Source organism: Vibrio sp. RE88, from assembly GCF_013113835.1.
Classification (GTDB): Bacteria; Pseudomonadota; Gammaproteobacteria; order Enterobacterales; family Vibrionaceae; genus Vibrio.
Map to the genome: position 1 here is coordinate 213,332 of NZ_VTYQ01000003.1, position 19,708 is coordinate 233,039.

Consider the following 19,708-nt stretch of genomic DNA (forward strand, 5'->3'; position numbering starts at 1 on the left):
GATCCTCGTCAAGCAAACCGACATTACTTGCTTCACATTCGCACTATTTGATTGTTATAGAGGCGATTTTTTCTACAATCTGCTTTCGAATCGCGCCCAATTTTACCTTTCTGTCTGGGTGCCAAGGTATCGGTCGTAACAATGTCATCGCTTTCACCCCAAGCCTTGCGGTCAGTATGCCAACACCCAGCCCCTGTCCTGCTCTGGCGGAGACTTTCCCAGCTAGATCCATAGACATCAGATCCATGCTGGCATCTATCGCTATTTCACTGGCACCCGCAGCCGCCATATTGATCAACGTCGCTTTGAACAACTTCAACCTAGACCAGTATCCAAGCTCTACACCGTAAACATCTGCAAGACTGTCGATCATTTTGAAATTGCGCCATGCCACCAGCAGCATGTCTGCAATAGCCAGTGGGCTTATTGCAACTAAAGCGGCCGATTCTGTTGCATGCTGCGTAACGATTTTAGTGGCTTTTTTGTCCTGTTCACTCACCACCATCGCGTCATACATGTCGAGTACTTCGGCGTCGCTGTGAGAAGCATTCACACTGTGTGTCCAACGATCATAACTTGGTGATTCTGTCTTAATGCCACTTTGCTTCGCGATAGATTCACAAAACGCTTTACCTTGCCCAACGCTGTTGGCTTCTATCAAGGCTTCACTCTGCTCTTGAATAGAAAAGTGATGACGTAACGTTTTGAGCTTCCATAGCTCCTTACCAATTGCCCCTATTCCTAACGCCGCCAGCGTCGACATGAAGCCAGCCCAGCCTAGCGCTAACCAATCAGCACTTTGAACAGACGTAATAATACTGTCGATGGCTTGCCAACCAACCAAGCCAGAAAAGGCCGCAAGTAGCCCGCTCGCTAACCATCGGCGCCCTGTTTTAGGTCGAATTACCTGTTCCAGCTTTTCTTCAGCCTCGCTTTGCGTTTCTTCTGAGCTGATTGCTGCTGGTATAAAGGTTTCTTGTTCTTCAAACTGCATTTGGGAGGTCAAGTCTGGGTCGCTGCCCATAGGCTCTTGATCCAATGTTTGAGTGAAGACTTGTTTTTGCTTTAGCTTTGCATCTTGAGAATCGGTCATTTCAGCTTGTCTCCAATCAGGTATTCCAACGCTTTATCAATACGAATATGGGGCAGAGGATCGTCTACCGAGCTAGGGAGTGGCCGGAAAGCGGTAAATTCAAATCCTTCATTTTGCCAGAAACTCTGCTGAGGCAGTTTTTTCGGAACTTCACCAGGAAAGATTGTCAGTGGTTGTTCATCAAGGGTTATGCCCTGAATTGCGGGAACCGATTCGGTACCACGATTAATAAAGCCTGTTTTAGTCGCCTGAATAGACGCCATAGAGATACAGCTCATTTCGATGTTTTCATAGGACGCCGTTTGCCAAGCGGGATGCACCATCTGCTGCAACAAAGAAACTAGGTTTGGATGCTGCTCTGGCGTCACATGATCGGCTTTAGTCGCTGCAAACAATATCTTATCGATTCTCGGCGCAAACAATCTCTTTAACATATTGCTTCTGCCATAGCGGAAGCTGTGCATGATCTGTTCAATCGCGTGGCGCATATCATGAAAAGACTCGTAACCGGCATTCAAGGGTTGTAGGCAATCAACCAATACAATTTGACGGTCAAACGTCGAAAAGTGATGCTTGTAAAAGGCTTTCACGACTTTTTGCTGATACTCCTGATACCGCGTTTTTAGCATAGCTAAATTGGAGTCCTTGCTGGCTTTGCTCTCTTCATCAAAGCGGCAAGGGAAAAACTGCAAGACTGGCGCGCCTTCCAGTTCACCAGGTAAGACAAACCTGCCCGGCTGAACCCAATGCAGCCCAGCATTTTTGCAGTCGTGTAAATACTGAGTGTAGCTCTGCGCGATCGCTTCAAGCTCTCTTTCGTTGACACCATCTGCAAGGTTTAATTGTTCAAGTTTGGCTAACCACTCTTGCGCCAGTTCTCCGCGCTGACCTTTAAGAGCTGCGAATTGTGTCTGCGACCACTCGTGGAAGCTCATATCCAATAAAGGGAGATCCAGTAACCATTCACCGGGATAGTCAATGATATCGATGTGCAGCGTTGATGTGCTGCCAAACAACTTTTTGGACTTTCTAGTCGGCTTGTATTTTACTGCAAGACGAATTTCACTCACATCGCGAGTCGGCTCGGGCCATTTTGGCGGCTGTGTGAAGACATGCTCCATCGCTTCATCGTAGGCAAAACGCGGCACCATCATATTGGCTTGAGGTTCACGCTTCGCACCCACTAGGCGCTTATCGCGTGCTGAAACCAGTAAAGGAAGATTGTCGTGAGTGGAAGTGTGCAACAACTGGTTCACCAACGAGCTGATAAACGCCGTTTTCCCCGCACGAGATAAACCAGTCACCGCGACACGCACATGAGAATCGACGCTGCGGTTAATAAAATCATTCACTTCCTGAGTAATACTCTTCATTTACTGTCTCTTTGTTTTGAACACGAGATTATCCTAACCATTGTAATCTTAATGAAAGATGAATAAAAAAGCCTCCGATATAAATCAGAGGCTTAGTATGTCACTTGGGTATCACATATTGCATTGTGTCTAGTCGTCTTCAATCAGCTTGTAGATGACAAACAACGCAATCTCCAGCAATACAAACAAAGTACAGGTGATCATTACGTACTTTTGATTAAAGATGCTGATGCCGTGAAGGACAATATCGTAGCCGATGAAAACACCTACAACCACGGCAATGATGAGCTGTAAGATTTGAATAAATCGAGGCATGAACGCTCCTGAAGTTCTTCAATGCAGAGAACAGTATATAAAAAAAGGCACGGCTTCTGCCGCACCTTCATCAAATATTTGCTATGTAATTCAGCCGTTTCTCACAAAGATCAGGCTTGAGATTCCATTTCCTGAATTTTCACTTTCCAAGTATCAGGACCAATCTGGTGAGCATTAGCACCAGTAGAATCCACAGCAACGGTCACTGGCATGTCTTCGACTTCAAACTCATAAATCGCTTCCATACCTAGGTCTTCAAACGCCACAACGCGTGCTTTCTTGATCGCTTTTGCCACAAGGTAAGCCGCACCACCCACTGCCATCAGATAAACCGCTTTATGCTTTTTGATTGACTCTACCGTCGCAGGACCGCGCTCTGCTTTACCAATCATGCCCATAATGCCTGTTTCTTCAAGCATCATATCGGTGAACTTGTCCATACGAGTTGAGGTAGTCGGGCCTGCAGGACCAACAGCTTCATCACCCACTGCATCAACAGGGCCTACGTAATAGATGAACTTACCTTTAAGATCCACACCTTCAGGTAAGCCTTCGCCGCTTTCTAGCATACCCTGAATACGTTTATGAGCAGCATCACGACCTGTCAGGATCTTACCAGACAGCAGAACAGTTTCGCCGGTCTTCCACTGTTCTACATCTGCCTGAGTTACCTCTTCAAGGTTCACGCGACGAGTGTTTGCTCCCGCTTCCCAAGTGATATCTGGCCACTCTTCAAGCTTAGGTGGTGTTAGATCCGCAGGACCTGAGCCATCCAATGTGAAGTGAACGTGTCTTGTCGCTGCACAGTTTGGAATCAAGCACACTGGCTTAGAAGCGGCGTGCGTTGGCGCTGTTTTGATCTTCACATCCACCACGGTAGTTAAACCACCAAGGCCTTGCGCACCGATACCAAGCTTGTTGACGCGATTGAAAATATCGAGACGTAGCTCTTCTTCGGCGTTTTCTGGACCACGCTCAATCAACTCTTGGATATCGATGTGTTCCATTAGAGATTCTTTTGCCAGTACCGCTGCTTTTTCTGCAGTACCACCAATACCTATACCCAGCATGCCCGGTGGACACCAGCCTGCACCCATCGTAGGTAAAGTTTTCTCAACCCACTCTGCGATGTCATCCGATGGGTTAAGCATTACCATCTTAGTTTTGTTTTCCGAACCACCGCCTTTGGCTGCAATTTGGATTTCAACCGTATTACCCGGCACCATGTTGATGTGTACAACCGCTGGCGTATTGTCTTTCGTGTTAATACGCTTGCCCGCAGGATCAAGCAGTACTGACGCTCGAAGTGGGTTGTCTGGGTTGGTGTATGCCTGACGTACACCTTCATCGACCATCTCTTGTACCGTCATATCGGTCGAGTCCCATTGAACTTGCATACCGATGTTAACAAAACAGGTCACGATACCAGTGTCCTGACAGATCGGTCGGTGACCTTCTGCAGACATACGCGAGTTAATCAGAATCTGAGCCATAGCGTCTTTCGCCGCCTGACTTTCTTCTTTGTGATAGGCTTTTTCCAGGGCTTGAACAAAGTCCAGAGGGTGATAGTACGAAATGTACTGAAGTGCATCAGCGACACTGCTGATCACATCTTGCTTGCGAATTACCGTCATTGCATGCCTCGTTATAGTTATGCTTCCTTTATACCGCTATCAAAACGTTTGCTTATATAAGCAAGTTTAGAAGACTGACATCACCTTTTTATTATAAAACGTCAATGTAGCGGCGATAGTTCGCAATATGATACTCTTGGTTTCCCTCTCTTGCTATGCAGTGAACGAACTCTTTGTCACAAATTAAACAAATGAATAACAACGCGCCAAATTGCTTAGAAATCAAGCCGATTAACTATCACCCAGAGCTATCCAAGCAGCTTTTTAGTCCCATAGAATCCAGACCTTGGGCGATGTTGTTACGTTCCGCATCAGAGAACCATGTCGACAGTCGATTTGACATTTTGGTTGCCAATCCATTGGTAACATTGACTACATCGGGAAGCACCACCCGAGTCGTCACTCCGAAGGAGGCTTTTGACTCTAACGATGATCCGTTTACCTTGCTCGAACAGCAGCAAACTCAGTGGCTACCAGAGCAGCACTACTCTGGCGAACTTCCATTTGTGGGAGGAGCACTAGGTTACTTTGCTTACGATCTTGGTCGACGTGTTGAGCGATTACCTCAAATTGCACAACAAGATCTGACAACACCTGATATGGCTGTTGGTTTGTATCAATGGGCAGTGATTGTTGATCACAAGCGACAGAAGGCGTTTATCGTAGGCGAGGAGGTAGATCGTCACTACGATTGGTTGGTTTCTCACTCTCTCCCAACTCAGGCCGAGTTTGCTCTAAAGAGTGCGTGGCTATCAAACATGACCAAAGAGAGTTACAGCGAAAAATTTGCCAGTGTGCAAGAGTACTTGCGCTCTGGAGATTGCTACCAAATCAACCTCGCCCAGCGCTTTAAGGCAGAGTATTCAGGGAGCGAGTGGCAAGCATACCAAAAGCTGGAATCCTACAATAAAGGGCCATTTTCCGCGTTTGTCCGCACCGAGCACAGTGCAATCCTCAGCGTCTCACCAGAGCGTTTCCTCCAAGTTCATGATCGACAAATTGAAACTAAGCCGATCAAAGGAACACGCCCACGCCATCTAGATGCTGTTCAAGATGCAGCCTCAGCAAACGAGCTCGCTCACGCAGAGAAAGATCAGGCAGAGAACTTGATGATCGTCGATCTGCTGCGCAATGATGTCGGCAGAGTAGCGAAACCGGGAAGTGTGCACGTACCTAAGCTGTTTGATATTGAAAGCTTCCCTGCCGTTCACCATTTAGTGAGCACCATTCGGGCAGAGCTGGATTCACCCTACTCTCCTGCTGATCTGTTACGAGCCAGTTTTCCGGGAGGATCCATCACTGGTGCACCCAAAATCCGTGCTATGGAAATCATTGAAGAGTTAGAGCCTCATAGACGCAGTGCCTATTGCGGTAGTATTGGTTATATCAGCCGCCATGGCGCAATGGATACCAGCATTACGATACGCACTCTCATCGCAGAAAATAATCAGATTTATGTCTGGGCTGGAGGCGGTTTAGTCGCAGACAGTGAAAATGACGCTGAATATCAGGAAACGTTAGACAAGCTGTGCAGAATTCTACCTGTGCTTGAAAGCTAAGCCCATTTTTCGAGCATCAATTTGAGATCTTTTGCGGTATAAGGCTTGGTTAAAATATCATCCATACCGCACTGGATACACTTTTCACGTTCTTCAAGCGTGGTTCCTGCGGTCAGCGCAATGATCGGTTGGTTGAACTCTTGCTCTCTCAGATAAGTCGTTGCCTCAAAACCATCCATTTCCGGCATTCGACAATCCATAAAAATTAAGTCATAGCGGCTTCCCGATACCGCTTTTATCGCTTCTAAACCGTTACTAGCAATATCAGGCCTGATCGATAACTTCTTCAGCATTTGGTTGATAATGACTTGGTTCATTCGAATGTCATCCACCACCAAAATCGACAAGCTTTCCAGCGGTTTGGCGAGACTGCTGTTGGTTTTCTCGATCTTCGACTCTTGAGTGGCAACTTTAAGTGGGATGGATAGATTAAACTGGGTACCAACACCTGTCTGGCTGGTAAAGCTGATTACGCCTTTCATCAAATCTATAAGATTTTTACAAATAGCCAGCCCTAGTCCTGTTCCCTCAAAATTACGTTTAGCGGTTCTGTCTGCTTGTACAAAAGGATCGAAAAGAATCGCTTTTGCCTCTTCTGGTATCCCTATCCCCGTATCTTTCACCGAAATCTGAAGGTTGTTTTCTTGCCAGAAGACTTCAACCTGTACAGAGCCCGCAGAGGTAAACTTGATTGCATTTCCGACTAGGTTAATCAGAATTTGGCAAATACGATCGAAATCTCCTATCAGAAAATCGGGAACTTCCGGAGCCGAGTGAATTGAAAACTGAATCCCTTTTTCCTGAGCTTTATTCGCAAACACGCCCTGAAGCATGTTCGTTAATTCTTTCCAAGCAAAAGTCGATGGAATAAGCTCCATCATTCCCGCACTCATCTTACTGAAATCAAGAATATCGTTGATGATATGTCTTAAAAAATCCCCCGTATGAGACAGATTTGTTAGCAAAGTACGTTGTTCTTCGTCTAGCGAGGTATCGGCGAGCAATTCAGCGCTACCAAGTAAGCCATTTAGTGGTGTTCTCAACTCATGATTAATCATGGCGACAAACTCTTTTGTCGCCCTTTCCGATTCTTCTGCTCTGGCCCTAGCTTCTTGGGTATTCGTTAACATAATTTGACGGCTGATGGCGCTGCAAAGCAAATCCGCGACCAAGCGCATCTGACTAACAACAAACTCCGCCTCGATGTCTTGATCTTCTGTGAATACCGACAATTCCCCCACCACCTGATGATCAACCTCTAATGGAAGAGACAGTCTATCTCCTTCCCAAAAAGCATAAGGTTTAATACCATCTACCTTCTGTCGCTGAATGTGCCCAAAATGGCTATCTTGGATGGTGGAAACAATGTCGGTCGCGAGAAACAACCCTGACTCGGTTAATGCGGATGATGAATCGAGTCGTTCAAGAAGATTAGAAAGCAAACCGTCATCAAGGGTACGACTCAGGAAAGCACGCCCGAAATGAATCAGAGTCTCATTAATTTGCTCTTCAAACGCTAACTTATGCAAATCTTTGTGCGTTTGCCTTTTTAGCTGCGTAAGAACCAGTTTTAAGTGTTCATTCGCTTCGTAAAGTTCGAGGCTTTTTTGCTCCAGCAACAACTCCGCTTGCTTGCGCGCAGCAATCTCTCTCGCAAGTTTCCGTTCTAGCGCAGACTGACTACTCATTGATTTTACCCAACGACCATAACCTTAAACCTAACATCATTACCACTTTTGTTGTTGTTTTCCATCTCAATATTAAGTGATTCATCAAAATGCTGAGCACATCCCTCAATCAAACCTAAACAGACATGGGACATACAGCGAGCACTTTTGTAATCAAAGGTCATCTCTGTTTCCGTTTCAGAAATGAACTCAAAGCGTGGGGGATTAGCTTCTTGATAGAGTTTTTTCACTTCAATATGGATATAGTCTTCAACTAAGCGAATGAACTGAAGGGAATTTTTACACCCTTGGAGGCTACTACGCTCAGGCAATGATTCATAAAGACTTTCGAAGACAGATTGCCCAAAAACACGCTGTAGCTCTTCAGCAGGGATACCCGTTTGTTTACTTAATTGGACGATAAGTTTAACCAAGGCTTTGTGATCATAGCTGCCTACTGACGTGTAAATACCTTCATCACCTGCATCAGAAAGCAGTTGATCAAGTACATCGAGACCAAACTTCTCTTCAACTAAGTCCATAAATTCTGTGAAGATAATTCCTTTCATATATTGAGCTATCCTTGGTATATGATGGTCTTTCAAGCATGAATCATAAAGTATAGTTTTTCAAATACGCATATGGAGCTAACGTGTTGTCAGAACTCAATAAAAACCTATTAATTCAGAAGTTCCAGTTACAGCAAACCGTCGACTACCACCATGAAGCATTAAAACGAGTTGCACATATTAATCATGCATCCTTACGTAAAGCCTCAGTACTCATAGGGTTTGTTGAGAGAGAGGATGGACTGAACATCATTTTCACCAAGCGCGCAAAGCACTTAAAACATCACCCCGGACAGGTCAGTTTTCCGGGAGGAAAATATGAAGACTGGGACGATTCACTGGCCGATACAGCGCTAAGGGAAACTTACGAGGAGATCGGCATTGAACAAGGTAAGATTTCCATTTTTGGTCAGATGCCAGAGCTGGTAACCATTAGTAAATTTACCGTGACGCCTTTCCTTGCTTTTGTTTCACCAGACTACCAGACAACCATAGATACCAATGAAGTGGATGAGGTTTTTGAAGTACCCGCAGAAATTGTTCTTGATAAACATCACCTGCACAGTGAACGTTTTCGGTTCCGTAATCATTCACACCGTGTGTTTGGTTTATCCTATGAGAAGCATTTCATTTGGGGAATGACTGCGCAAATTATCCACGCCATGCAGAAACATATTATGCATCAATATTAATAAATCTTAATATTGTTCGAAATTTCATCACATTAGTTAAACTATTCATCAATAAGGCAAACGTTTTCTCGCGACATGCATTAAACAAATTTGCAACAAGATTAGTTTTTCTAATGCATTGGATTAGCATAAATCACTAGTAGCACATCATTTTCGTGAGCAAAAACCTGTTTTTGACATATCATGTTATAACTCCTATCAATTCATGATTTAGATCTATTTTTTGTGCAAGATTTTTATGCAAAATTGCACTCGACTTATTTCCTGTTCCCAAAAATGAGTATCACAAAATGAATGCTACAAATTCAGCGGCTTCTACCGCACAATCGTCTAGTAAGTTTTCTTACAAAGACTTCACCTGGTGTCTGTCACTTTTCGGTACTGCAGTAGGCGCCGGTGTTCTATTTCTTCCAATCAAAGCAGGTGCTGGCGGCTTTTGGCCATTAGTTATCCTTGCTCTAATCGCAGCACCAATGACTTGGTTCGCTCACAAATCTCTAGCTCGTTTCGTTCTTTCTGCGAAAAACCCTGAAGCAGATATCACTGATACGGTAGAAGAACACTTTGGTAAAACTGGCGCAAACCTTATTACTTTTGCTTATTTCTTCGCTATTTACCCTATCGTTCTTATCTATGGTGTTGGTATCACAAACACAGTAGATTCTTTCCTAGTCAACCAAATGGGCATGGAATCTATCCCTCGTTGGCTACTGTCTGGTGCACTGATTGCAGCAATGACTGCGGGCGTGGTATTCGGTAAAGAGCTGATGTTGAAAGCGACATCCGCGATGGTATACCCATTGGTATTCATCCTTCTTGCTCTGTCTTTCTACCTAATTCCTGACTGGAACAGCTCAATGGTTGAAGTCGCACCTGACTGGTCTGCAATGCCTTCTATCGTTTGGCTAGCCATCCCAATCATTGTTTTCTCTTTCAACCACAGCCCAATCATCTCTCAGTTCTCTAAAGAGCAACGTCGTGTGTACGGTGAAAATGCTGTTCAGAAAACAGATGCTATCACTGGCGGCGCAGCCATGATGCTGATGGGCTTTGTTATGTTCTTCGTATTCTCTGTTGTACTGTCTCTATCTCCAGAGCAGCTAGCAATGGCGCAAGAACAAAACATCTCTGTACTGTCTTACCTGGCAAACGTTCATGAGTCACCACTGATCTCTTACATGGGCCCACTAGTAGCATTCGCGGCAATTACGTCTAGCTACTTTGGTCACTTCCTAGGAGCACATGAAGGTCTTGTTGGTCTAATCAAATCTCGCTCTGAAGCACCAAAGAGCAAGATTGAAAAAGCTTCTCTTCTTTTCATCGTTATCACCACTTGGATTGTGGCTATTGTTAACCCAAGCATCCTTGGCATGATTGAAACCATGGGCGCGCCAATGATTGCAGCGATCCTATTCCTAATGCCTGTTTTTGCGATGCAAAAAGTACCAGCAATGGCGAAGTACAAAACTTCTGCGCCTGTTCAGATTTTCACAACAATCTGTGGTCTTGCGGCAATTAGTTCTGTAATCTACGGAGCACTTTAATCACACTAGTGAATTAAGTGGTTAAACAAAAAATATAACGATAATAATAAGCCTCCCGCTCCCCGTTGGGAGGCTTTGTTTTGAGGAAATCGATATGATTAGTGTTTTTGACATCTATAAAATCGGTGTTGGTCCTTCAAGTTCGCACACTGTAGGCCCAATGAAGGCGGGCAAAGAGTTTATTGATGATTTACGCTCAATGGGAAAATTGCGCGACATCACTAAAATCACCGTTGACGTTTATGGATCGCTATCACTGACAGGGAAAGGTCACCACACGGATATCGCTATTATCATGGGTCTTGCAGGCAACACCCCTGAGAAAGTCGATATCGATTCTATTCCGGGCTTTATCGCTCGCGTAGAAGAAACTGAGCGCCTACCTGTTGGCATGCACTGTCACACAGTATCGTTCCCGAAAGACGGTGGTATGAACTTCCATACTACTAACCTTGAGCTACACGAAAATGGTATGCAGATCCACGCGTGGGTCGACAACGAAAAAGTGTACTCAAAAACCTATTACTCAATCGGTGGTGGCTTCATCGTTGACGAAGAAAACTTCGGCAAGGAAGAAGAAAATCCGATTAAAGCGCCTTACGAATTCACGACAGCTGAAGAGCTGGTAAATCAGTGTAAAGAAAGCGGCCTTTCCATCAGTACGCTAGTGATGAAGAACCAGGCAGCAATGCACTCTGAAGAAGAGTCTCGCACTTATTTTGCCAACATCTGGAAAACCATGCGTGAGTGTATGGATCGCGGAATGAATACGGAAGGTATTCTGCCTGGTCCACTTCGTGTACCTCGTCGTGCTGCGGCGCTTCGCCAGCAACTGATGACGTCTGAGAAAACGACTAACGACCCAATGGCTGTTGTAGACTGGGTCAATATGTTCGCGTTCGCCGTCAATGAAGAGAACGCAGCGGGTGGCCGTGTGGTTACAGCGCCAACAAACGGTGCGTGTGGCATTATACCTGCGGTTTTGGCTTACTATGACAAGTTTATCCAAACCGTCACTGAGAAAGATTACATCCGCTACTTCGCGGCTTCTGGCGCGATCGGTGGTCTTTACAAGCGTAACGCGTCAATCTCAGGTGCGGAAGTTGGTTGTCAGGGTGAAGTCGGCGTAGCGTGTTCAATGGCAGCGGCTGGTCTTGCTGAGCTTATGGGTGGTAGCCCTGAGCAAGTCTGTATGGCTGCAGAAATCGCGATGGAGCACAACCTAGGTCTAACGTGTGACCCTGTCGCAGGTCAGGTGCAGGTTCCATGTATCGAACGTAACGGTATTGCTGCTGTGAAGTCGATCAACTCCTCTCGTATGGCTCTGCGTCGTTCATCGGCTCCGACTGTGTCTCTGGATAAGGTTATCGAGACCATGCTAGAAACCGGTAAAGACATGAACGCCAAATACCGCGAAACGTCTCAAGGTGGCCTTGCAGTAAAAGTTATCTGCTAACACCTGAATACATCTAATTGGAAAGCCTGAGCATTCGCTCGGGCTTTTTTATTTCCTGTCTCCCCTTCCTATCTGTTACGCTTGCATCCTTTTTAAAATCACGTAGTTAAACATATAAAAAAAGCTAAATAAGACACTATATCCTCTTACTTTGGATATGCTCGCAATACATCACATCCAACTTGTCTCATTATTGATAACTTCCCGCTACATTTAATCCCAGGAGCGCCTTCACAAATGATTAGGTTTGAATTAGGAAACCAAATCTGCGTTTGTTTGTCAGACAGCGACATCTCATTAGAATTAAACAACACACGACATTCTTCTCTTTCAATCAGTCAAAATGAATACCTGATTTTAAGTATCATCTCTTGTTACGGAACGTTAAATGCCCCGATAAGTCAGCGTTGTATCGAACGCAAAATATCTCAACATCACAATGTCACGCTGCCTGAGAATGGATTTAAAAACATCGTCGCCTCATTGCGAAAAAAGTTTAAACAACTGACCAAATCGCATCTGGATTCGCGCCAAAATGTCATCGAAAATATCCACCGAATTGGATATTTCGTGCCTTTTAAAAGCCATGATAATCAGCAAAATGGCGTACAGCAGCAACTAAAAATCAGCAAAACATCTAAGCGTACTATTCGTTACGCTATCGCCTTATGTCTGACAGACAAAAAGCTCTACACGGACTTAGGACTGACTTTAGCCGTTGCCAGCTTTATTTTTTTTGCTGTTTGTTATTACGCGATAAGCAGCATTTTGAGTCAGGGGTATTTTGGCGATGTGGAAGACTTTACTGATGCGCTGTCCGAGCAATCTTGTTTCTCTGATCCAAACACACTGAAGTCACTTTTCGATGATGCCGAGCTCATTGAATCAAGCATGATGATCGACAAGTTCAATACCTATTGTCTGATCACTGCCGATTCTGTTATGCCCGTCAGCCGAGCCCAGTACGATGAGTGGTTCAAAAATAGCAGTTACATGACTCACTCGCTGGAGAAGAACAACACCAAAATGACGGTGCGGGTGAAGAACATTAACCTGTATCGCTCGGTTGATAACTACATTTCCAGCATGTTTCTTACCGGCATGAAAGTGTGCACCAATACTGGAAACTCAATTAACATTGGTAGTACCGACGGAGAAGTGTTGGTTTCTAAAGAGCAAGGAGATGGATTCAAAGAGTTTTTCTACGTTTCGAATCCAATCAAAAATATTTTGCTCTTTGCAGCGCTGTTGATCGTTGTCATGCGATACAGCCGCTTACTCGCGTTGATTCAGTACTTTTGGGCCATTCGTCGATTTAACCTCAAACTGGAGCCCATTTACGATACAACCAGCCATCAGAATATTCACTACGAAGCCCTGTCACGCTTTAGCGTTTCGAACACTCAGAAGTTCATCGAAACACTGATCGCAAACAAATTGCTGTTGCTGCACACTTTATTGGTTATCCGCATTATCTTTAGCACTAGCAAGGCTCTGATTGCTCCCTTAAGTATTAACGTTTGCCCTTCCCTGCTGAGAGGCAAACGCTTTTCCGTGCTGTATGAGGAGCTTAAGCAATACGATTGCAGTCACCTGACCATTGAAATTACTGAGAATGCTTCTATGTATTACACGGAAGAGATTTATCAGAATATTACAAGACTGAAAGCACTCGGCTGCTCCATCAGCATCGACGATTTCGGAACAGGCAATAACAACGTAGAGCTTATTAGTAAGATTAAGCCCGACTACCTTAAGATTGATAGGGAGTTTGTTATTGGCCTTAAGAAAGACACCAAGCGCATCGAAACGTTAAGGCAGTTGATTGCTATGGGAAAGGCTAACCAGTGTAAAGTGATCGTAGAAGGGGTAGAAAGTGCGGATTGCGCCCACCTTTTGACAACACTGGGCGCGCATATTCATCAGGGCTTCTATTACTCATTAAGCTGACACTAAAAAGGCGGGATACCCCGCCTTTTTGTTTAGATAACCTGAGAAATCAGTAGGAATCCACCAAAAAACAATGAAAACATCAGCATTAGGCTGCCACCTTCTGCGGTGTACCGAGTCGGTTCAACATTCGCCAATCGAATTTTGTAGACCATAGCCAACGGCACAAAGACCGCGAGAAACACCAAAATGATACCCGCGTAGCTGAGCACAGCAAGGAACTTGTCCGCCGCCAAGAGAGCGCCCGCCAATGGCAGAATGAAGGTAACAAAATACGTGATGACTCTGTTCTGTCTCAACATGTCGGTGTTTTGGTTAAACAATGACATCGCAACGCCAAAAAACGAGGTCAACAACGCCAAGCCAGTAAATACAGACAACACAGTGCCAATCCAAGGCGAGTGATGTTCAAAGGCCACAATCAACTCAGAGACATTAGAAAATTCGCCCAACTGTTCAGGTTGCAGATTACCCACGACCGCAAACAACCAACACAAATAACAGAGCAATGGAATGATCGAACCAAGAATAACCATGTTTCTCAGCTGCTGATCACTGGCCTCATGGTTATAGGAAACCAACGAGGGAATCACGACCATAAACCCAAAACTGGTAAACAACACAGCACTGGTTTTAATCAACTCAACTTGGTCTTGATTCATTACTTGCGACAGGTTCGACAATCGAAAATCTGGCAATAGTAAGAACAAACTTAAGGATAAACTCGCGATCATGATGAAGAATAAGCTGCGATTTAACTTATCAATAACGCCTGTGCCACAAGCCACCACCGCGCCTGCAATTAGCGTAAAGAGAATCTGGCTTTGACTTGCCGTTAAATCAAGACCGATGGAAGCTGTGAACTGACTGACCAGATCGGCAGCGCCTAGGATATACGCCATCAATAAGCAGATTAGCAGTGCGTATAGCAGCAGGTTGGTAACCAATTGCCCAACCTTGCCGAGCGTCTGGCGTGCGATGGAGTTAAGCCCTAAGCCTCCACCCGCTTTCAACGTTGCTTCGAGCAATAGCAATGCAGCATATGTTGTGCCGAAGCAAATAAAAATCATTAGTAAGGTTCCGTACCACAAGCCAAATTGTGCCAGAACCATAGGAATTGCAAGCATGCCAGCACCCAGTGCTGTGCCGGAGATGATCAGGGAGCTACCCAGTAGTTTTGTATTCATAATTTCGTATCTAGTTTGATTATTAAAAAGATTGAGATGTGCGCGTACCTAGCGCGATGGCTAACAATCAGAAGCGATACGAATAGCGATGTTTAAAGAAGAAAACGCTGAGAAAAGAGTGGCGTAGAAAAGAAACGTGATTGAACACTTTGGAAAACATTGAAGCTGTCGTTAAAACATGGGGTGAACCTTCAGTTGGCTCGATGATCGGTGTCGTAATTTTGAAAATCATTTTAGGCGTCCGATAGAACTAGACAGTCCTTTAAAACAAAAATAGCAAATCCTCTGCTACCTGCTCTTCAACACGAAGAGGCGATCCATCTTAATCATTGATGATTGGATTGCAATGTCCGAATCTAAGAAAATGTTCAGTTTCATAGCAATGAGCACGTCCAGCCGTGCACTTATTACTCCGGCTGAGGCGCCTCTTCAAGAATAATTTTTCCTTTCAACTCAGTTCCGGCATCTTTGATCAGATTGATGGGCGACATAATCACCCCTTTTACTGCGCCCGACGTTGCTTGCTCGGCAATTTTCTGGCTTTGATCGACAATCTCATCGGCCTTCGCCAACATTGGCGGGATCTCAACACGCAACGCTTGAGATTCCTTAACGACGAGAGGGACGGTTTCTTTTCTGTAGCCTTCACTTTCAACCAATACTTGGGGTATCACAGTTGTCCGATACTGTTTTACCTCTCCAACCACCAATGGAATCACTGACTGGCGATATAAGCCTACTTCTTCAACAATGGATGGGATTTTTGCGTCAATGGAGGCCGCGGTTTTATTAGTTTCATTCACCGCCGCTGTCACGCCTTCAATGCTTTTTATTGCCCCAGGTACCAACCGCTCTAGTGTATCGGCAACTGTCAGCCATTCGCTGATTTGCAGGTTTTCGGAAAGCGTACTGATGTCCTCAATGACTTGAGGATAAGTTTCAATCACTTCTCCCACCTTGGTCGCCATACTATGAATCGTATATCCCAAATAGAAGATAGAGAGCGCCAATATCAATTGAATCGCCGAACCAATCTTTGCTGCCATAGAGTCACCCTTATCTCAATTACGCTTCATCCGCTCAACAAGCTCCGTATCGGGAGACTATTGAGCTATAAAGATAATAAGCCTCTTTCTGGGACAAAAAAAGCCACCGTAATAGTGGCTCGCGGTTATCTTGCCCGTAGTTGTTACATTTAACGATTGAGAATGCCATTTTTGCACTGCTCAGCGGATTTAACATCACTACTATCTAATAGTGAAATAAGTATTCATGTCACACTCGAAGCACGTCGATATTACGTCACTACGTCAAAGTTTTGATTACATAAGCCCCACATCACATTTACATAATCCACACATTGTGTAGGGTCACAATAACTATGCTCATCCATTGAGTGAATGTGCATATACGTCATTATATTTGACGTCTATTCCAATTCTAACAATTAAGCATTTGCAAATGAGCTCAACCATTACTACCAAATTGCTGGCAACCCTCGTCACGGTCTTCTCTCTGGTACTCGCCTCCTCCACCGCGTATCAGTATTGGCAACAAAAAGAGCTGATGAATTCCGTCCTCAGTGAACAACTACATGATAAAGCCAGTAACTATTTCGACAGCCTCAATATGATGATGCTGACAGGAACCATGGCGCAAAAAGAGACGCTTCGTCAAAAAGCCTTAGCTCAGGATGGTATTGAGCAAGTCAAAGTATTGCGTGCTGATGCAGTCAGTAAGCTGTACGGCCCCGGTCAGCCAAATCAGACCCCTGAAGACGACATTGATCAACGTGCGCTCAATGGTGAACTGGTCATCGAGCCCATTTCCGCTGAGTGGGGTAAAGGTTTAGTTGTCGCCTTACCTATGAAGGCAAGTGAAAACTATCGCGGAACCAACTGTGTCTCTTGTCACATGGCACCGGAAGGCGAAGTGCTCGGCGCGATTCGATTAGAATACAACTTATCTCACGTCAACAGCATGATCAGTCAGCGCACGATTATCGCGGTGACCATAATGGCAACATTTGGCTTCATCGGCTTTTTACTGACTCTGTTCCTGATCCGTAAATTCATTGTTCGCCCGATTCAAAAGACATCGCGTTACATGCAGAGCGTAAGCGAAAGTAAAGATCTCTCGAAACGTATTCAGCATAAGAACAAGGATGAGATAGGTCAGCTCTCTATCGCGATCAATTCGTTTATGGACACAGTGAGTCACAGCTTAGAAAAAGTGCAGGAAACCTCTCATCACCTCACCAGTTCAGCTGCGGGGCTCACTGATGTTGCTCAGGTTACCGATCAAGCCGCTCATAACCAGCAAAACGAAACCTCAGATGTCCAGATCAACATCGAGCAAATGCAGTCCCAGCAGGTACAAGTTGAGCAAGCCACCGATGATGCCTCTAGCTTGATCAAGCACACCACCAGCATCGCTGAGCAAAGTGCTGGTCAGGCGCACAACGCCAGCACTGAAATCAAGAGTCTGGTAACCGATATTGAGCAAGTGAAAGTCAATATTGTTGAACTCAACGATCAAACGGCAGAAGTGTCGACTATTTTAGAAGTGATTAAAGGGATTGCGGAGCAAACCAATCTACTGGCACTAAACGCCGCTATTGAAGCCGCGCGCGCGGGTGAACAAGGTCGCGGCTTTGCAGTGGTTGCGGATGAAGTACGTCAGCTCGCAAGTCGAACCTCACAGGCAACCGGAAGCATCGAAAACATCATTTCTCAATTCCAAAAAGACAGTGAGACTTCACTCGCTTCTGTTGATACCGTGTGTGAAACCGCTCATGAACGCTCCAATGAGATTGAAGCGCTGTCTGTAGCAATGTCTGAAGTGGTGACTGAAATGCAACAAGCGCTCTCTCATGCGCAAAGCATTCAGCAGCAAACCAGCAATACCACTCACATTAGCCAGCAGGTGCAACATAAAGTCGAAATCATCACCCAGCATGCCGATGACACCTCTCAATCCGCCGCAAAAACACGCGACATCAGCATGAATCTAGAGCAACTTTCAGAACATTTGGAGTCTTTAATCAACCAGTTTACGCTTTCGCGGAAGAATTAAGTCGATTTGGACATTTTTTGCGCCACTATTAGCGAATAAAGGTTGAAGCCTAAGAATTGAAAGGTAATATGTTCCATTGAATAGATGAAATTCAGTCCAACCCAATGTTTGCTCACTTTTTATTCGGTGAGTCCACAAAAAAACATTGGGTTGATTTTTTACTCAATGGAGAATATTTACAACATGACTTACGCGCCTGTATCAGACGTATTAAGCGGTAAGCTAGCAGTTGACAGTGAAGTAACTGTCCGCGGCTGGATCCGCTCGCGTCGTGATTCCAAAGCTGGAATCTCTTTCCTTGCCATCTACGACGGCTCTTGTTTCGACCCGATTCAGGCCGTGGTCCCTAATAATCTAAATAATTACAACGAAGAAGTTCTAAAACTGACAACAGGTTGTTCTGTTGAAGTAACAGGTACTATCGTTGAATCTCCAGCGAAAGGTCAGGACTTTGAACTTGCAGCGACAGATGTAAAAGTCGTTGGCTGGGTTGAAGATGCTGATACTTACCCGATGGCGAAAACTCGTCACTCGATTGAATACCTACGTGAAGTTGCACATCTTCGTCCACGTACGAACGTTATTGGTGCAGTCGCACGTGTACGTAACTGTTTGTCTCAAGCAATTCACCGTTTCTACCACGAGCAAGGTTACTTCTGGGTATCTGCGCCGCTTATTACCGCTTCTGATGCAGAAGGTGCGGGTGAAATGTTCCGCGTATCGACGCTAGACATGGAAAACCTACCGCGCACAGAAGAAGGCAAAGTGGACTACAACGAAGACTTCTTCGGTAAAGAGACGTTTCTAACGGTATCTGGCCAGCTTAACGGCGAAGCTTACGCTTGTGCACTAAGCAAAGTGTACACGTTCGGCCCTACGTTCCGCGCAGAAAACTCAAACACCAGCCGCCACCTAGCGGAATTCTGGATGGTTGAACCTGAAGTTGCTTTCGCTGATCTTGAAGATATCGCGAAACTGTCTGAAGACATGCTGAAGTACGTATTTAAAGCAGTACTTGAAGAGCGTCGTGATGACCTTGAGTTCTTTGCACAACGCATCGACAAAGAAGCCATTACTCGCCTAGAGAAATTTGTTGAGTCTGATTTCGCTCAGGTTGATTACACTGATGCAATCCAGATTCTTCTAGACTCTGGCCGTGACTTCGAATTCCCTGTTGAATGGGGTATCGATATGTCTTCTGAGCACGAGCGTTACCTAGCGGAAGAACACTTCAAAGCACCGGTAATCGTTAAGAACTACCCGAAAGACATCAAAGCCTTCTACATGCGCCTCAACGAAGATGGCAAAACAGTAGCAGCAATGGATGTACTTGCACCGGGCATTGGTGAAATCATCGGTGGTTCTCAGCGTGAAGAGCGTCTGGACGTTCTTGATGCCCGCATGCGCGATATCGGCATCGACCCAGAGCACATGGATTGGTACCGCGACCTTCGTCGCTACGGCACGGTTCCTCACTCAGGTTTCGGCCTAGGCTTTGAGCGTCTGGTTTCTTACGTAACAGGTATGGGTAACGTACGTGATGTTATTCCATTCCCACGTACACCACGCTCAGCTAACTTCTAAGCTAAAAGCC

General features: G+C 45.2%; 15 protein-coding genes. 7 read left to right on the plus strand and 8 right to left on the minus strand.

Annotation, left to right across the window (positions count from 1 at the left end; genetic code table 11):
• Positions 1–43: 43 nt before the first annotated feature.
• The 4 genes from F0265_RS07130 to F0265_RS07145 form a co-directional block, all read right to left on the minus strand.
• Positions 44–1,093 (minus strand): TIGR01620 family protein, encoded by a 1,050-nt coding sequence (locus F0265_RS07130; protein WP_171748363.1) that lies wholly within the window; start codon positions 1,091–1,093, stop codon positions 44–46.
• Complete coding sequence (locus tag F0265_RS07135; protein WP_171748364.1) at positions 1,090–2,466, minus strand: YcjX family protein; 1,377 nt, start codon at positions 2,464–2,466, stop codon at positions 1,090–1,092. Before F0265_RS07135 ends, F0265_RS07130 begins: the two co-directional genes overlap by 4 nt.
• 129 nt (positions 2,467–2,595) lie before the next feature.
• On the minus strand, positions 2,596–2,781 hold the full coding sequence (locus tag F0265_RS07140) for a hypothetical protein (protein WP_171748365.1): 186 nt from the start codon (positions 2,779–2,781) through the stop codon (positions 2,596–2,598).
• 110 nt (positions 2,782–2,891) lie between these two features.
• Positions 2,892–4,415, minus strand: coding sequence for a fumarate hydratase (locus F0265_RS07145; RefSeq protein WP_171748366.1), 1,524 nt, complete (start codon positions 4,413–4,415; stop codon positions 2,892–2,894).
• A gap of 191 nt (positions 4,416–4,606) precedes the next feature.
• Between F0265_RS07145 and pabB the strand changes: the two genes are divergently transcribed.
• Positions 4,607–5,974 carry an aminodeoxychorismate synthase component 1 gene (pabB, locus tag F0265_RS07150; RefSeq protein WP_253809370.1) on the plus strand — a complete coding sequence of 456 codons (1,368 nt, stop codon included), beginning with the start codon at positions 4,607–4,609 and terminating at the stop codon, positions 5,972–5,974.
• Here pabB and F0265_RS07155 read toward each other — a convergent pair.
• Both F0265_RS07155 and F0265_RS07160 read right to left on the minus strand, forming a co-directional pair.
• On the minus strand, positions 5,971–7,662 hold the full coding sequence (locus tag F0265_RS07155; RefSeq protein WP_171748368.1) for an ATP-binding protein: 1,692 nt from the start codon (positions 7,660–7,662) through the stop codon (positions 5,971–5,973). The two genes, pabB and F0265_RS07155, sit on opposite strands and share 4 nt — an antisense overlap.
• A 5-nt stretch (positions 7,663–7,667) precedes the next feature.
• Positions 7,668–8,210 carry a heme NO-binding domain-containing protein gene (locus F0265_RS07160; RefSeq protein WP_171748369.1) on the minus strand — a complete coding sequence of 181 codons (543 nt, stop codon included), beginning with the start codon at positions 8,208–8,210 and terminating at the stop codon, positions 7,668–7,670.
• 83 nt (positions 8,211–8,293) lie between these two features.
• Between F0265_RS07160 and F0265_RS07165 the strand changes: the two genes are divergently transcribed.
• The 4 genes from F0265_RS07165 to F0265_RS07180 all read left to right on the plus strand — a co-directional run bounded on the left by F0265_RS07165 (position 8,294) and on the right by F0265_RS07180 (position 13,852).
• Entirely contained in the window at positions 8,294–8,902 is a 609-nt protein-coding gene (locus F0265_RS07165) for a CoA pyrophosphatase (protein WP_171748370.1), read from the plus strand.
• Between the two features lie 290 nt (positions 8,903–9,192).
• The gene (locus tag F0265_RS07170; RefSeq protein ID WP_171748371.1) at positions 9,193–10,446 is read left to right on the plus strand and encodes an aromatic amino acid transport family protein; all 1,254 of its coding nucleotides are present in this window, start codon (positions 9,193–9,195) and stop codon (positions 10,444–10,446) included.
• 94 nt (positions 10,447–10,540) lie between these two features.
• Positions 10,541–11,902, plus strand: coding sequence for an L-serine ammonia-lyase (locus F0265_RS07175; protein ID WP_171748372.1), 1,362 nt, complete (start codon positions 10,541–10,543; stop codon positions 11,900–11,902).
• 237 nt (positions 11,903–12,139) lie between these two features.
• Positions 12,140–13,852, plus strand: coding sequence for an EAL domain-containing protein (locus tag F0265_RS07180; protein WP_171748373.1), 1,713 nt, complete (start codon positions 12,140–12,142; stop codon positions 13,850–13,852).
• 32 nt (positions 13,853–13,884) lie between these two features.
• Here F0265_RS07180 and F0265_RS07185 read toward each other — a convergent pair whose 3' ends face one another.
• Entirely contained in the window at positions 13,885–15,039 is a 1,155-nt protein-coding gene (locus F0265_RS07185; protein ID WP_171748374.1) for an aromatic amino acid transport family protein, read from the minus strand.
• A gap of 407 nt (positions 15,040–15,446) precedes the next feature.
• Positions 15,447–16,085: a hypothetical protein gene (locus F0265_RS07190; RefSeq protein ID WP_171748375.1), complete on the minus strand. Its 639-nt coding sequence runs from the start codon at positions 16,083–16,085 to the stop codon at positions 15,447–15,449.
• Between the two features lie 415 nt (positions 16,086–16,500).
• Between F0265_RS07190 and F0265_RS07195 the strand changes: the two genes are divergently transcribed.
• Positions 16,501–18,114 carry a methyl-accepting chemotaxis protein gene (locus tag F0265_RS07195; RefSeq protein WP_171748376.1) on the plus strand — a complete coding sequence of 538 codons (1,614 nt, stop codon included), beginning with the start codon at positions 16,501–16,503 and terminating at the stop codon, positions 18,112–18,114.
• Between the two features lie 183 nt (positions 18,115–18,297).
• Entirely contained in the window at positions 18,298–19,698 is a 1,401-nt protein-coding gene (gene asnS / locus F0265_RS07200) for an asparagine--tRNA ligase (RefSeq protein WP_029236143.1), read from the plus strand.
• Positions 19,699–19,708 lie beyond the last annotated feature (10 nt).

Excerpts from the sequence above, each read along its gene's own strand:
- F0265_RS07135 (WP_171748364.1), bottom strand. The coding sequence starts at position 2,466 with ATGAAGAGTATTACTCAGGAAGTGAATGATTTTATTAACCGCAGCGTC.
- F0265_RS07190 (WP_171748375.1), bottom strand. The coding sequence starts at position 16,085 with ATGGCAGCAAAGATTGGTTCGGCGATTCAATTGATATTGGCGCTCTCT.
- F0265_RS07145 (WP_171748366.1), bottom strand. The coding sequence starts at position 4,415 with ATGACGGTAATTCGCAAGCAAGATGTGATCAGCAGTGTCGCTGATGCA.
- F0265_RS07130 (WP_171748363.1), bottom strand. The coding sequence starts at position 1,093 with ATGACCGATTCTCAAGATGCAAAGCTAAAGCAAAAACAAGTCTTCACT.
- F0265_RS07160 (WP_171748369.1), bottom strand. The coding sequence starts at position 8,210 with ATGAAAGGAATTATCTTCACAGAATTTATGGACTTAGTTGAAGAGAAG.
- F0265_RS07185 (WP_171748374.1), bottom strand. The coding sequence starts at position 15,039 with ATGAATACAAAACTACTGGGTAGCTCCCTGATCATCTCCGGCACAGCA.
- F0265_RS07155 (WP_171748368.1), bottom strand. The coding sequence starts at position 7,662 with ATGAGTAGTCAGTCTGCGCTAGAACGGAAACTTGCGAGAGAGATTGCT.
- F0265_RS07180 (WP_171748373.1), top strand. The coding sequence starts at position 12,140 with ATGATTAGGTTTGAATTAGGAAACCAAATCTGCGTTTGTTTGTCAGAC.
- F0265_RS07170 (WP_171748371.1), top strand. The coding sequence starts at position 9,193 with ATGAATGCTACAAATTCAGCGGCTTCTACCGCACAATCGTCTAGTAAG.
- F0265_RS07195 (WP_171748376.1), top strand. The coding sequence starts at position 16,501 with ATGAGCTCAACCATTACTACCAAATTGCTGGCAACCCTCGTCACGGTC.
- pabB (WP_253809370.1), top strand. The coding sequence starts at position 4,607 with ATGAATAACAACGCGCCAAATTGCTTAGAAATCAAGCCGATTAACTAT.
- asnS (WP_029236143.1), top strand. The coding sequence starts at position 18,298 with ATGACTTACGCGCCTGTATCAGACGTATTAAGCGGTAAGCTAGCAGTT.
- F0265_RS07175 (WP_171748372.1), top strand. The coding sequence starts at position 10,541 with ATGATTAGTGTTTTTGACATCTATAAAATCGGTGTTGGTCCTTCAAGT.
- F0265_RS07140 (WP_171748365.1), bottom strand. The coding sequence starts at position 2,781 with ATGCCTCGATTTATTCAAATCTTACAGCTCATCATTGCCGTGGTTGTA.